At 60.4% G+C, this 13,512-nt stretch carries 12 protein-coding genes; 5 read left to right on the top strand and 7 right to left on the bottom strand.

What is annotated here, in order from left to right:
* Window positions 1-362 precede the first annotated feature (362 nt).
* The 3 genes from ACIU1A_RS17185 to ACIU1A_RS17175 form a co-directional block, all read right to left on the bottom strand.
* Window positions 363-908: an HdeD family acid-resistance protein gene (locus tag ACIU1A_RS17185; protein ID WP_181165256.1), complete on the bottom strand. Its 546-nt coding sequence runs from the start codon at window positions 906-908 to the stop codon at window positions 363-365.
* 807 nt (window positions 909-1,715) lie between these two features.
* Window positions 1,716-2,276 (bottom strand): hypothetical protein, encoded by a 561-nt coding sequence (locus ACIU1A_RS17180; RefSeq protein WP_404924753.1) that lies wholly within the window; start codon window positions 2,274-2,276, stop codon window positions 1,716-1,718.
* 57 nt (window positions 2,277-2,333) lie between these two features.
* A complete protein-coding gene (locus tag ACIU1A_RS17175) occupies window positions 2,334-2,483 on the bottom strand; it encodes a BA14K family protein (RefSeq protein WP_224618859.1) in 150 nt (49 codons plus the stop codon).
* A 172-nt stretch (window positions 2,484-2,655) separates the two neighbouring features.
* On the opposite strand from ACIU1A_RS17175, the gene ACIU1A_RS17170 reads away from it, so the two are divergent.
* The 3 genes from ACIU1A_RS17170 to ACIU1A_RS17160 all read left to right on the top strand — a co-directional run bounded on the left by ACIU1A_RS17170 (window position 2,656) and on the right by ACIU1A_RS17160 (window position 5,411).
* Window positions 2,656-2,904: a hypothetical protein gene (locus tag ACIU1A_RS17170; protein WP_404924752.1), complete on the top strand. Its 249-nt coding sequence runs from the start codon at window positions 2,656-2,658 to the stop codon at window positions 2,902-2,904.
* A 655-nt stretch (window positions 2,905-3,559) separates the two neighbouring features.
* Entirely contained in the window at window positions 3,560-5,026 is a 1,467-nt protein-coding gene (locus tag ACIU1A_RS17165; protein ID WP_404924751.1) for a Do family serine endopeptidase, read from the top strand.
* Between the two features lie 244 nt (window positions 5,027-5,270).
* Window positions 5,271-5,411, top strand: coding sequence for a hypothetical protein (locus tag ACIU1A_RS17160; protein ID WP_404924750.1), 141 nt, complete (start codon window positions 5,271-5,273; stop codon window positions 5,409-5,411).
* Between the two features lie 8 nt (window positions 5,412-5,419).
* Here the strand turns inward: ACIU1A_RS17160 and ACIU1A_RS17155 are convergent, their stop codons facing one another.
* The 3 genes from ACIU1A_RS17155 to ACIU1A_RS17145 form a co-directional block, all read right to left on the bottom strand.
* Window positions 5,420-7,042, bottom strand: a complete 1,623-nt coding sequence (locus ACIU1A_RS17155; protein WP_404927943.1) for an alpha/beta hydrolase — start codon at window positions 7,040-7,042, stop codon at window positions 5,420-5,422.
* Between the two features lie 669 nt (window positions 7,043-7,711).
* Window positions 7,712-8,608, bottom strand: coding sequence for an NAD(P)-dependent oxidoreductase (locus ACIU1A_RS17150; protein WP_140521322.1), 897 nt, complete (start codon window positions 8,606-8,608; stop codon window positions 7,712-7,714).
* Between the two features lie 54 nt (window positions 8,609-8,662).
* Window positions 8,663-9,820, bottom strand: a complete 1,158-nt coding sequence (locus tag ACIU1A_RS17145; RefSeq protein ID WP_140521323.1) for a mandelate racemase/muconate lactonizing enzyme family protein — start codon at window positions 9,818-9,820, stop codon at window positions 8,663-8,665.
* 289 nt (window positions 9,821-10,109) lie between these two features.
* Between ACIU1A_RS17145 and ACIU1A_RS17140 the strand changes: the two genes are divergently transcribed.
* On the top strand, window positions 10,110-11,096 hold the full coding sequence (locus ACIU1A_RS17140; RefSeq protein ID WP_404924749.1) for an aldo/keto reductase: 987 nt from the start codon (window positions 10,110-10,112) through the stop codon (window positions 11,094-11,096).
* Between the two features lie 84 nt (window positions 11,097-11,180).
* Here the strand turns inward: ACIU1A_RS17140 and ACIU1A_RS17135 are convergent, their stop codons facing one another.
* A complete protein-coding gene (locus ACIU1A_RS17135; protein ID WP_140521325.1) occupies window positions 11,181-11,879 on the bottom strand; it encodes a FadR/GntR family transcriptional regulator in 699 nt (232 codons plus the stop codon).
* Between the two features lie 349 nt (window positions 11,880-12,228).
* Between ACIU1A_RS17135 and ACIU1A_RS17130 the strand changes: the two genes are divergently transcribed.
* Entirely contained in the window at window positions 12,229-13,512 is a 1,284-nt protein-coding gene (locus tag ACIU1A_RS17130; protein ID WP_140559912.1) for a sugar ABC transporter substrate-binding protein, read from the top strand.

Below are 13,512 nucleotides of genomic sequence, written 5' to 3'. Positions count from 1 at the left end.
GTGAAAGATTGAGCCGGAAATCCGAATAGTGTGCAGCACGTCTCATTTTGCTTGCCTGTCCGACTGGCAAGCCTGCGGTCTCGACATTGGTTGTCGGCCGCTTCGTCCGTTGCGCTCGGCTTTGTCGCGACGAATTCTCCTCCGGAGCCGCCCGAACTTCTCCTATGTGATCAGAGGCGCGCTGCTGGTCTCGAGGGGTGGCTGATCCCGATCATGCGGCATCGTGCGCATCGACGGGCCGTTCGCGACGTCCAGGACAAAATGAAACCCTACGCAAAAAGCTTGCCGCGCTTGAGAACCGTCGCGGCAGGACAGGAGCCAATGCCGCAAAGCGGGTAACGGTCACGGTGAAAATGGTTGGATCATCGGGTCGTATCCGTTGGCCGAAAGCCTGTAACGAGCCAGCCCAGGCCGTGAAGAACTAGGTCGATACCCACGAACGCCCCAATCACCCAAACCCCGGTCGATGGCCATCCGATGAGTATCAAGAAGCCAGCCGCGAGACCGAACAGGCCGGAAACAAGCATCATCCATCGGTCGGTGGACAGGTAGCGCAGGCTCAAAGACATTCTTCCGAGCCCAGATATCACGAGCACGACACCGAGCACCCATGTGAGGATGATAGATCCCAGCACCGGCAAGCTGATGAGCAGGCAGCCAAAAACGACGTACAGGATGCCGAGCATCGTCTGCCAGAGAAAACCACGCCACCCGCCGGCCCAGATGGCGAGGGCGATCTCGACAAAGCCGGCGCATACGATCGCAATTCCCAGGACAAGCGCGCTGATGGTCGTGGCCAGCGCCAGATCGCCCAACACGAAGATCCCTGCCAGGATAAAGACGATTCCGATCGCCGAGTTCGTCCACGCAGATCGTCTGGGTTGCTGGGTCTCGGACAACTGCGTCATTCCCTTGCCTCCCTGAGTCATCTACGAATGCGGTGGAAATCCACCACGCGGCCAGTACGGGCATTCAGCACTATTTCGAAAGTGCTGCCGCCAATGCGACGCGCGTGATAAACAAAATTGCGTCCCCGGCAGTCCACGCGACGCACGTCCCTGAAGCCTCTGCTCTGAATCAATCGCTGGCCTTGAGCGCAAGTAATCGCGCGGCCGTTGTTAAGGTTTGATCCGATATTTATATTTACGGTCACAGCTCCCGCTGGGGACACAGCGGCAAGAGGAATACCAAAGCCGAGTGCGGCACTTAACAGGGCAGCTAGTGCATATCTCCGCATATCTTTCGTCCTCTTTGGTGAATTAAGCCGACATCACGCGCATGCGAACACGTTGTCAATAATTCTGCATGGTGGCTCGGATATTTGGAGACACAATGCCTAGTTTCTGGATTCTTTGCATTTTATGCGCTGCCGTCAGAGCGCGTGCGTTTTCGGTATTATTGTCGAAGCGCATCTCTTGGGATTAAAGCGTGTCGCGTCGAAACAGATTCAGGCGACGCGCTTTAAGTCTTTGTTTTGATGCATATCGTTGTCCCAGAACCGCTGCGCACTTCTGGGCGACATGCATTAACCGCTGGTTTGACGGATGGAGATTGTCATGGGTGCCATTGTTCCTGCCGCCGGCCGCGCCGAGGCACCAGGCGTCCAGAAACACTGCAATGCACGAGGAGCCGACGCGTATCTGGAATCTCGAAAGCTGCGATGAAATGCGCGACCGAACTGGATAGTCTTCATCAGTTTTCGCGAGGTGGGAGGCTCAACCGCCGGCGCATAGAGATGGCACAGCTCGGCCAACACCCCAGGACAGGCGTCCCTGTATGATGGTCAGCGTCCACTGACCGTTCGAATACGTCGTTCCTTCCGGTCCCTTGGAGGGCAGATCGACCTCGGCCGCGTCGTTGACGGATACAGAAGCGCGATCCCCGAGGAGACGCACTGCCAGACGCGTGCCGTCCTGGCACTCGTAGTGACTGACCGGGTAGGGATTGCCCGCGCCGATCGACGTGCCAAACGCGGAATGCTTGAAGCTTACAATCATCATGGCGCTGATTGCCGCGATCGATAGATTTTTTAGCACAATAGTCCTCCCAACTGGCGCATCGACGTGGATGAAAACAGAGAACCATGTCTTCCCTGCGGACCTGCGACTTTCGGACCGAGATTCGTCGCATCGACCAGAACGCCGGACATGTATCAATTGATCGGCAAACGCCTTCGCGGAGATGCTCTTTGAACAGGCGGGATACTTCCGCTGGCTCACGCCAATGGCCCCGCCGGCCTTTGCCAGGCTCGCTTTTGCTCCCGTCCAAGCTTGCATTCAGCCGTTTCAACAAATCCCAGTAGGCTTCCTAGCACCAGCGAGCCCAGAGCGCACTCAGAAGGGCGAGATGCACTGCCGGCGTGGGCCATTGTAGGGCTGCCAGCTATTGTCCGAGACCCGGTAGGAGCGGTACCGCTGCGAGCACCAGTTCACATGGTTGTTCCAAGCGCTGTGATTGTGCTGGCGGGCAGCCGAGATCGCCATCCCGCCGAGCAGCATTCCGCCAATGAGGCCCGCGGCGACGGCGCCGCTATTGTTCCTCGAATGCCGGTGATGGCGTGGCGGACGCGAGGGCCGATAATGGGGTGGCCTGTGGTGCGGTGGCCGTACTCCATGTCCCGGTCGATGGCGGGAAGGCCTCCTTAGGTCAATGTTCGTGACCGTATCGGAAACCGACGGCCTTAGCGCTCCGACGGGCATTGCCCAGGTGGGGGCTGCCATGCTTGCGATGATCGCAGCGACGATGATGCGCTTCATATGCTTCTCCGTGGACTTCATCCCGCCGTGCGACCTGCTGCTGCGGATGGCATCAAAGCCAAGTAATTTAAGGCAGTACCTGGTTTTCTTGGAATATGCGGTGAATCCCAAACGTGGATCGAGCGTTTATTTCTTGCTTGCGGTATGAATGAGGTTAGTCGAACAGCATGTCTTCCGCCAATGACGCCCGTCGCGACAGGCGCCACCAGTGTTGCTCGAATGCCGGTGGCGATGCGGGACGGAGGGCCAGTGGTGTGGTAGCGGTGCGCCGGTCTTTAGCGAGCTAGCGACAGACCCTCTCGACGCCTCGCTTGGACGATAATCACCTCCTGGGGAGGCTCTCACCCTGCGGAAAATCACCGCCCGGAGCGGCCTCTTGGCGTCCCGGCGACAAAGGCGCGCCCCATGCCATGCGCGCTACCTTCAAATGGCCTGCCATGCAATCAACACATAGAGAACTCGCGATGAAATTCGATCTGAAATCGCCGCCCGGCAAGCCCCGGCCCAATGTCGCGTAAACTCCGAATAAATCGGAAGGCACATTCACTTTTTCTAGTGTCGATTTAGATTGTCGTGACATCGCAAATCCAACGAATTCGATGTCACAGAATTGAATAATAATCGAACGTGCAAGTTACAAATTTGCAATATTCGTGAAAATAAATATACATATTGTCTTTATAAATATTATGGAATGAAAATGACAAAACTTTCATGATATGGAAATGATGCCGTAATGTAGGTTCTTCTAATCATCCTGGCCAAGGATGCTCAGTGCATCTCACTCAAAAGGATGGAACCCCATGAATATTGTCCCCAATTCGTATTCCGGAACTCGTCGGCGCCTGGCGGCGGCTGTAGTGTCGCTGAGCGCTGTAGGCGTCGGAGCTGTTGTTTCCGGCACTGCCCCCGTGCTGGCCGACGCGGTGCATGTCCAGGCGCCGCAGATGCCGAGCTTCGCCGATGTCGTCGAGCAGGTTTCGCCGGCGGTCGTCAGCGTCAAGGTCAAGTCCACGGTCCAGCCGGTCGCCGACGACGGTTCCGACGATCAGGATGGTTTCGAGAACCTGCCCGACAACCGGCAGCAGGGCGGCTTCAAACATGGTGACGGCAAGCCGCGCCCGGTGGCACAGGGTTCAGGCTTCTTCATCTCGGAGGACGGATATCTCGTCACCAACAATCACGTCGTCTCGGAAGGCTCGTCCTTCACCATCGTCACCAGTGACGGTAAGGAACTCGACGCCAAGCTGGTCGGCACCGATCCGCGGACGGACCTGGCTGTGCTGAAGGTCGATGGCGGCGGCAAGTTCACCTATGTCGACTTCGCCGACGACTCCAAGATCCGCATCGGTGATTGGGTGGTGGCAGTCGGCAACCCGTTCGGCCTCGGCGGCACCGTCACTTCCGGCATTGTATCCGCTCGGGGCCGCGATATCGGCGCCGGCCCCTATGACGACTTCATCCAGATCGATGCTCCGGTCAATCATGGTAATTCGGGGGGCCCGACTTTCAATCTCAATGGCCAGGTGATCGGTATCAACACAGCCATCTTCTCGCCGTCGGGCGGCAGTGTCGGCATTGGCTTCGACATCCCGGCCTCGACCGCCAAGCTGGTCGTGAAAGACCTGATGAAGGAAGGCTCCATCAAACGCGGTTGGCTCGGCGTCCAGATCCAGCCGGTCACCGCTGAAATTGCTGAATCGCTTGGTCTGAAATCCGACAAGGGCACACTGGTTTCGACCGCTCAGGACGCTGGTCCCAGCAACAAGGCAGGCATTGCCGCCGGTGACGTCATCACCCAGGTCGACGGCAAGGATGTCGATTCGCCCAAAGACCTCGCCCGCACGATCGGCGCCTATGCGCCGGGCAAGTCGGTCGATCTTACCGTATTGCGTAATGGCAAAAGCCAGACGATCAAGGTCGATCTCGGCACACTGCCGTCCAGCGACAAACAAGCCTCCGGCGATGACGGCAAGCAGGTCTCGCCTGCCAAGGCCGACGCATTGGCCGATCTTGGCCTGACCATCGCCAAGTCAGACGATGGCAAAGGACTGGTCGTCACCGATGTGGATCCCAATAGCGATGCGGCCGATCGTGGCATCCAGCCGGGCGATGTCATCACCGCCGTCAGTTCGGCCAAGGTGAACACCACTGATGACGTCTCCAAAGCCATGGCCGATGCAGCCAAGGCTGGCCGCAAGGCCGTACTGATGCAGATCACCCGCGACGACTCGAGCCGGTTCGTCGCGCTGCCCGTGGGCAAGGCCTGACAGAAGGCGGTCTGGAGCCTGGCGGTTTCAGGGCGCCCGCCCCAAATGCTGCCGCCGCGATAGCCGCGAACATCCAGCAATTTGCCGCGGCGATGTCTGCCGCCAAGCCGCTGCGGGAACAAGGAGCCGAGCACGTCAGTCCGTCGTCGTGCCTCGCTCCTGGCGGCAGCGGGCTCCCTACGCCCGCTGCCGTTTTCCGCCATTTACGTCAGTGGCAAATCGACTGCATCGTGAGCCTAAACGGATGTCGGGGCTCGCGGTGTTTCTTCTGCTCACCATGTTCGTCAGCACGCCCACGCTCGGCACGGGCCGCACGACGAGACTCCAGGGAGTGGTCCATCTCGGCATATTCGCCATGTTCCTGCTGATTTCGGCCGTGCCCTGAAGCCCCAGCTAGCCGCCTCTGTCGGCCTGTGCTGCAACCTTGCTGGCAAGATGGGTTTTGAGGGCGGCGAGGTCCTGTCGCGACCAGTCCTTCACGCCCAACACCGCGCTCCAGGCTTCCACATAGTCCTGCGGCGCGTAGACATGGCCGTAGCCGATCGGCGTGGTTGTCGCCACGGCCATATCGAGACCGAGCTGCAGCATGGTCACCACCGGGTACCAGCTCAGTTGCGGCGAGACGTCCGGCCCGCGCGGCGCCTTCATCCAATCCGGCTGCCGGTAGGCGTCGCGATAGTCGAAGAATACGATCGGGTCGCTGGCATATTGCAGGTAGACGATCCTCAGCGGCCCCCAGGGCGTGTCGGGCGCCACTGCCGGGCCGTTCTGGCTCATGAACCGGACCAGGCTGCTGTCGCGGAAGATCGGCAGCCACTGCGGCGAGCCGTTGTTGCGCGTATCGCTCAACGAGCGCCAGATGCGGCTTTCGAAGGGCGGGCCGCTCCAGAGTGCGCCGCTGATCGGGTCGCCGAAGATCTCGAACAGCCCGGCCGATCTTTCGGAGTTCATGGCGCCAAGGCTGAGTCCGTGCAGATAAAGCCTCGGCCGCGACTGCTTCGGCAGGGTGGTCCAGTAGCCGTAGATTTCGAGGAACAGCGCGCGGGCCGTCTCGGCGCCGTATTCCGGCTGCGCCAGCAGCGAAAGCGGACTGCTCAGATAGGAATATTGCGCGGCGACGCTGGCGACATCGCCGCGGCACAGATATTCGAGCGCATCCATCGAGGCCGGATCGATCCATCCGGTGCCGGTTGGCGTGATGACCACAAGCGTGGATTTGCTGAAGCCGCCCGCCCGCTTCAGCTCCTCCAGCGCGAGTTTCGCGCGGGCCTGCGCACTGTCCGCCGCTCCCAGCCCGACATAGACCCGGACCGGCTGTTGCGCCGGGCGGCCGGTGAAGGTTCCTATCTCGGCGGCGGCGGGACCGTCCGCGATGAACTCGCGGCCGGCGCGGCCGAGCTCGTCCCACCTGACCAGCGAGGCGGGGCTTCCGGTCCTGGAGGCTTCGCTCGGCTGCTGGCGCTCCGGTTCCATGAGTGCGTCGAACTTGGCGAACGAGGAGTCGAGCGCGCCGAAGATCGCGCGGATCGCAACGTCGCTCACCAGCAACCAGATGAGCAGCACGGCGACAGCGGCGCCGGCGACATTCGCCAGGCGCCGGGGTATGTAGCGTCTCAGTGCCCCGGCGATGGCGCGCACCAGCCAAGCGACAAGGCGCGCCAGCGCCAGCACGACGATGAAGATGCAAATGGCCAGGGCGCAGACATTGACGGGATGAGCGCCATCGACAGCCGGCATGCCCATCACCGCGCGGATGGAGTTCTGCCAGGCACCGGATCGCCACAGCGCCACAACGGCAAGGCCGAGGCACGGGACCAGGATGATCGCCTTGGACAGCAAACGCGGCCGTGGCGGCAGTTCCGGAATCTCGAGATATTTCCACAGCCACCGCAAGGCGACGCCAAGGCTGTAGCCGATGGCGAAGCACGCGCCCGCCAGTACGCCTTGCGTCAGGTCGGTGCGGGGAACGAGCGTCGGCGTCAGGGCGGCCGCGAAGAACAGCATGCCGAGGGCCATGCCGACACCGGAGAGCGATCGCCAGATACTAAGGAAACGAGTAGTTGTCACTTGGGTGTTACGCCTCGAGTTGGACCGCAGGATAACGTTGGCCTATGGTTTTTATATCTTCGGAGTCGCGCGTCCGCTATTGGCCTCCTAACCAGTCGGGCTCATGCCCTGGGTCACATGCATCGACCCCTTTGCGGGACAAGACAGAGATACCACGCGTAGTAAAAACTAGTGCTCCCCCGGTTCCTTAGGTTCGCCAGACCATACCAGAGAATATGAAGGAAACGGGTTGCCGAACCGTCCGCTAACGTGTTGACTTCCATTAGAAGACGTCGACCCTCCGGGCCGACCATTGTCGTTATCCGCCATTAGGCTACGAAGCGGTTCGCCAAGGCGATTCGAGGCGATGGTCTAGACACTCGCCGATCGCATCGTCTGCGGATGGCAGCTTTGCGCCTCCAACCCGCCGTTTAGCTCCAAACTGCGTGAGCTAGGAAGCAGACGTTGGACTAGCCCGGTCAAAGGCCCTGAAGCCATGTGGCACCGCAGCGCCGGCAATATTCGTGAACCGAGTGCTACGTTTACCCAGCGCGCTGCTTGAGTTCAGGAAAATCTGGTCTCTGCGCCAACCTTGGCCTCAGGAACATCCCCATCTACCGCCGCCTTCTCCGCCACCAGTCAAGTATCCGCAGGCTGTGTGCGCCAGTCATACTCTTGCCGGAACCCAAGGATGTCGCGCAGCTTCCGATTTGAGATCGGTCCCTCAAATACATCCAGGGCGCGTGTGACTGGTATGTTGGGTGCGTGCTTGCTGAGAAATTCCGCCGTCGGCATCTCGGCCACGATGTTGTCGTTGACTGCGTTGAATATCTGGAACCCCAAGCCGTCCTTCTCGATGCACAGATCGACGATCTGGCCGAGATCGCGCACGTCCATGTAGGTCCAGCCGTCGCGCCGCCGTTTCGAGGCGTCGGCCAGGAATTCCGGGAAGCGGCCATAGTCCCGCGGTTCGACGACTCCGCCGATCCGCAGGGCGTAGACGTCGGCTCCAGTACGGGAGGCGAAAGAGCGCGCAATCTTCTCCCCCAGCACTTTGGAGAGACCATAGCTGTCGGTCGGATCGACGTCATAGTCCTCGTCCACAGGAAACGATGTGAAATCGCGGTCGCCTTCGGCAAAGCACACACCGTACACCGTTTCGCTGGAAGCAGTGACGATCTTGCGGATGCCAAGCTTGGTGGCGGCTTCGATCACATTGTAGGTCGACTGCACATTGGCGGTGAACATGGCGTTATCCGGTCGCAGGAATATCCGCGGGATCGCCGCGAAATGGACCACTGCGTCGACCGGGCCGCGGCTCCTTCCGCCGAAGTATTCGTTGAACCCGAAATGCAGCGTCAGGGCATTGTAGGTCTCGCCAGCGTCCGCAAGATTGGTGATGACGGTGTCGACGCCCTGCACATCGAGCGGCGTCAGGTCGAGATTCAGAACCTGATGCCCGCGCTCGAGCAGGTAGGGTATGACGTGCCGGCCGATCTTGCCACTGCCGCCGGTGAAGATGATCCGCTTGCCCATGATTTCCTCACAACGGATTTGTTTGATCGGGCAGCGCAATCCGCCCGGTCCGGTCTATTCAAAGATGCCGAAGCCTGGCACGGCGTGCTTGCGGACGCCTTCCATGTCGAGCTCGACGCCGATGCCGGGCACGTCAGGCACCACGATGTGGCCGTCCTCGACGATCGACTTCGCGCCGTCCGGAAGGCGCACGTAACTGTCCCACGCCTCCCGCTCTTCAAGCGCGTGCCACTCTAGAACGAGGAAGTTCGGAACGCTGGCGCAGACATGGCATGTCGCCATCGTGCCCAGCGGCGTCGACACCAGATGCGGCGCGAACGGCACATAGTACATCTCGGCGAGATTCGCGATCTTGCGGCTTTCCGCAAGGCCGCCGCATTTCGGCACGTCAGGCATGATGACGTCGGCGCCATAGTTCTGGAACAGTTCGCGGAAGCCCCAGCGCAGGTAGAGATTTTCGCCGACGCAGATCGGCGTCTTGGTCCGCATGCGGATCTGCTTCAGGGCCTCGACATTTTCCGCCGGGATCGGCTCTTCCAGCCAGAGAAGGTTGAACCGTTCCATCTCGGCCGCTATGCGGCTGGCGCTGAGCACGTCGTAGCGCGCGTGCAGGTCGATGCAGAGATCGACGTCGGGGCCGATCGCATCGCGGACCGCTGCAACACGCTCGACCATGAAGCGCAACTCGGCGCCGTTGATGGTATGGTTCACCGCGTCGAACTTCGCCGGGTGGCGCAGATTGTCGATGTCGAATTTCAGCGCCGTGAAGCCTTCCGCCACCATGCGGCGCGCGCGTGCCGCGCATCCCTGCGGCGATCCCGATTCCTCATCGCCATCGCCGCAATCTGCATAGAGTCTTATCCGGTCGCGGAACTTGCCGCCGAACAAGCGATAAAGCGGCTGCCCGGCGGCTTTCGCCGCCACGTCCCAGAGCGCCATCTCCAGCCCGGTCAGCGCGATGAGAAAGACGCCGGCTTGCGCACCGGAAAACACATGGTCACGGCGAATCTTGTCCCAGCAATATTCGACATTGCGCGGATCCTGGCCGATCAGTTCCGACTTCAGTTCCGAAATCAGCCCGACGATTGCGGCGGCGCCTGCATCGGGATTTGCCTCGCCATAACCGGAGATGCCGGCGTCCGTATCAATGCGGATCAGGGTCGCCTTGCCGTGATAGGCGACGACCGCTGTCCTGATGTCCGTGATCTTCATCGAAACCTCCTCCCCGTGATGGCGCGCAGCGCCTTCAAATGCATATGGTCAGTTTAGATCAACTTGTCCAATAAGCATACAAGATGGGAAGATGGGACGTAAACCCCCTTTGAACGATTTTGCGCGAATACACCTCGCAACGGCAGGTATCATTGAATCATTTGGGAAATTCGTGGCTCCGCGCCAAGCGCCATAAATGCGCCAGAACCTACTTGTTAGACGAGTATATAAGCGTATAAATTGGACATCAGCAGGGTGATAGCCCTGCCTGCCAATCAGGAGGAACAGGATGCAACAGCGACAGTTGGGATCGTCGCCGGTCAGGGTATCGGAGATCGGTCTAGGCACTTGGGGTATGTCCGGCGCCTTTTGGGGCGCGGCCGACGACGAGGAATCGATCCGAGTGATCCGACGCGCCGCAGAGCTTGGCATAACGCTGATCGACACGGCCGAAGCCTATGGACATGGCCATGCCGAGGAGATCGTCGGCAAGGCACTGGCCGGCCGTCGCGACAAGGCTGTTATCGCGACCAAGGTTGCGCCCAATCACCTCGAACCCGCCGCGATTGAGGCGGCGCTCGACGGTTCGCTGAAGCGGATGCAGACGGACTATGTCGATGTCTATTTTGTCCACTGGCCGAACTCGGATTTTCCGATCGGCCCGACCATGGAGATGATGGAGCGGCTGCGGTCGTCCGGGCGTATCAAGGCAGTCGGCGTCTCGAATTTCAGCACCGCCGACATGGACAGCGCCCGTCAGCATGGCGTCATCGACGTGCTCCAGCCACCCTACAACATGCTGTGGCGCGAGGTTGAGGCTGAGACGCTGCCCTATTGCCGCAAGCATAATATCGGCGTGATGCCCTATAGCGGTCTCGCCCAGGGTTTGCTTACAGGGCTGTTGTCGCCGGACACCAAATTCGTCGAAGGCGATGAGCGCCGCACCACCGTTCTGTTCCAGCCGGGCACCTACGAGCGCGCGGTTGACGCCGTCGACGCCCTGAAGCCGATTGCGGCGCGCTACGGCAAGACGGTTCCGCAGCTTGCGATCCAGTGGCTTACCAACAGGCCGGGCGTGAGTTCGCCGCTGGTCGGCGCGCGCACGGTCAAGGAACTCGAGGAAAATGCTGAGAGCACAGGCTGGGCGATTTCCGACGCGGACATCGCTGCCATCGACAAGATTACCGGACCGGTATGGGCGGAAATCAAAGACAAGGGCGACATGTTCGGTTTTCGCGCGCGCCAGCGCCAGGAACAGCAAGCAAAAAGCGCCTGATATCGGCCGCGTCCTCCCGGCGCGCAGCGGCGCGGCCAGCCCGATTGCTGGCTGCGCCGCTCGGGAGCATCGGCTGGCGATCTCTTATGGGGGCAGGCCAACGGCCGTGGTGATCTTCAGGTGCCGGCGCATCGCCTCTTCCGCCCGTTTTGCATCACGCGCCACGAGCGCCTCGTAGATCGCTCTGTGCATCTCAGTCGCCGAGGGCAGGGCATGAGGCACCTGGTTGCTGATGCGCCTGCTTGCCATCTGCCACCACCGGGACGAGTACATGAAGCGGTCGAGGATCCTATTCTTGGCTGCCCGGCAAATCTCCATGTGGAAATCCAGATCGAGTTTCAGATAGGCGTCCGCATTGTCTTCGCTGGCCGACATCGCTGCCAGCAGGGTGCCGAGACGCTCAAGGTTTTCTTTGGTCATATGCTTGGCCGCGATGGCGGTGATGGCCGGTTCGATGATTATCCGCGTCGCGTGCGCTTCCGCCAAGATCTCGCGGGTCTGCTCGGGCGGCAGCCAGTCGATAAGCAATGGACTGAGGTAGTCCCATTCGTCTGCGGGACGCAGCACCACGCGTCGTCCCTGCGCGATCTCGATCATGTCGAGAGACGCCAGGATCTTGAGCGCTTCCCGTGCCACCGCGCGCGAAACCCCGAACTCCTGAAGGATCTGCTGCTCCGACGGTCCCTGGCCGCCGGCGACGCCGCTGCTGGCGATGCGGCGCGCGAGCACGCCGGCCACCTGCTTGGGCAAAGTTTGAAGCTTGACCTCCATGGCATCCATCATTAACATCCACTTGTCTGATAAGCTTATAGGCTGATAGCTAGATATGCAGTCAACTTATCTCATGGTGCTCAGTAGCCTATAACTCGGCCTGCGGGAAGGGAGGATCGAACGGTGGAGCTCGTCCAATCCCGACTCCCGCTGTCCGAAATCAGGACCGATACGCCTTCGCGAACGCCCAGGCGCCTTGGAACAAACGTGCCTAATCGCCCGGCCGGCTCGCAAGCGTCGTTCGGGACGTAATCCAGGCAGTCTCGCTGCGGGAGGAGCAAGCCGCCGCGGATTTGCCGGAAAGGTTGAAGTTATCGGCCGACCCTTGGATGGGCCGACCAATCAAACCAAGGAGGAGATTATGATGTCCGCAAACCTATCGAGACGCAAATTCCTGGCCGCGAGCGCGGCAGTGACGGCCGGCTCGCTAGCCGCGCCATGGATCGCCAGGGCAGACGCGAACGAGATCACCGCACTGCTGATCACCGGCGGCCCGCTCTATCCCAAATACTGGGAAAAGATCATTCAGGATTTCACCGCCAAGACCGGTATCAAGGTTCGCTACGACTTGCTGGAATTCACCCCGCTGACCGCGAAGGTGGTCACGTTGAGCGCAGCGCGATCGAGCCAATACGATGTCTATAGCACCCATACGGCGCAGATCGATTCCTACTTCAACCATTTTGCGCCGCTGAACAGCTATTTCAGCGACAGCGAACTCGCGGAATTCTACCCGGTCGCTGTCAAGTATCTGCGCGATCCCAAGACCGGAAATCTGGCGGCCATTCCGCGCAACATGGATTCGCGCGTCCAGTACTACCGCAGCGATATCTATCAGGAAAAAGGCCTGAAGCCGGCTGAGACCTGGGAGGAGCTCGTCGACGTCGGGCTGAAACTGACCGGCAATGGCCATTATGGGCTGGTCGTGCCGGGGCAGGGCGATCCAGCACAACGCACCTTCAGCGATCTGCTCTGGCAAGCCGGCGGCGATTGGGTGGACCAGGCCAACAAGCCGGCCTTCAATTCCGAAGCCGGCATCAAGGCCCTGACCTTCTATCGCGATCTCATCCAGAAGCACAAAATCGTGCCACCCGATGCGGTCGGCTATCAGTGGAACGAGAATTCGACCGAATTCTCGTCCGGCACGGTCTATGCGAATTTCGATTGGCCGGGCGCCTTCGCGACCCTATCGAATCCGGAGACCTCACGTGTCGTCGGCAAGTGGTCGACTGCGCCCTACGTCAAGGACAAGGCCGCGATTTCATGCGCCATTTCGCATGCCATGGCGCTCAACGGACAATCCGGACGCAAGGACGCCGCCGTCGAATTCATCAAGTATACGGTCGGTCCGGAGGCGCAGCGGTTGCAGTTCGACCAATTCACCAACTTTCCCAGCAGCCAGGCGATCGCCAAGGAAGTGATATCAGCGGCAAAGGGGCCTCAGGCCGTGTGGCTGCAGCAGCTCGAGACGACGATAGCCAACGGCAAGGAATGGCCGAAGCTAGCCGGCTTCTCGAAAGTCTGCACGCTGATGTTTTCGGCCATCGAACAGGCCTTGACCGACCAGGTCTCTCCCGCGGACTCGCTTAACCAGGCGGCGACGGAGGCTGAGGAGATCATGCGTCGGGCCGGAGCTTACGATTGA

The sequence above is a fragment of the Mesorhizobium maamorense genome (genome assembly GCF_044998965.1).
GTDB lineage: Bacteria > Pseudomonadota > Alphaproteobacteria > Rhizobiales > Rhizobiaceae > Mesorhizobium.
The sequence above is the reverse complement of the archived record's forward strand: the minus strand, read 5'-3'. Positions and strand labels throughout refer to the sequence as shown.

Excerpts from the sequence above, each read along its gene's own strand:
- ACIU1A_RS17145 (WP_140521323.1), bottom strand. The coding sequence starts at position 9,820 with ATGAAGATCACGGACATCAGGACAGCGGTCGTCGCCTATCACGGCAAG.
- ACIU1A_RS17175 (WP_224618859.1), bottom strand. The coding sequence starts at position 2,483 with ATGGCGATCTCGGCTGCCCGCCAGCACAATCACAGCGCTTGGAACAAC.
- ACIU1A_RS17160 (WP_404924750.1), top strand. The coding sequence starts at position 5,271 with ATGTCGGGGCTCGCGGTGTTTCTTCTGCTCACCATGTTCGTCAGCACG.
- ACIU1A_RS17155 (WP_404927943.1), bottom strand. The coding sequence starts at position 7,042 with ATGGCCCTCGGCATGCTGTTCTTCGCGGCCGCCCTGACGCCGACGCTC.
- ACIU1A_RS17180 (WP_404924753.1), bottom strand. The coding sequence starts at position 2,276 with ATGCAAGCTTGGACGGGAGCAAAAGCGAGCCTGGCAAAGGCCGGCGGG.
- ACIU1A_RS17165 (WP_404924751.1), top strand. The coding sequence starts at position 3,560 with ATGAATATTGTCCCCAATTCGTATTCCGGAACTCGTCGGCGCCTGGCG.
- ACIU1A_RS17185 (WP_181165256.1), bottom strand. The coding sequence starts at position 908 with ATGACGCAGTTGTCCGAGACCCAGCAACCCAGACGATCTGCGTGGACG.
- ACIU1A_RS17140 (WP_404924749.1), top strand. The coding sequence starts at position 10,110 with ATGCAACAGCGACAGTTGGGATCGTCGCCGGTCAGGGTATCGGAGATC.
- ACIU1A_RS17130 (WP_140559912.1), top strand. The coding sequence starts at position 12,229 with ATGATGTCCGCAAACCTATCGAGACGCAAATTCCTGGCCGCGAGCGCG.
- ACIU1A_RS17135 (WP_140521325.1), bottom strand. The coding sequence starts at position 11,879 with ATGATGGATGCCATGGAGGTCAAGCTTCAAACTTTGCCCAAGCAGGTG.
- ACIU1A_RS17150 (WP_140521322.1), bottom strand. The coding sequence starts at position 8,608 with ATGGGCAAGCGGATCATCTTCACCGGCGGCAGTGGCAAGATCGGCCGG.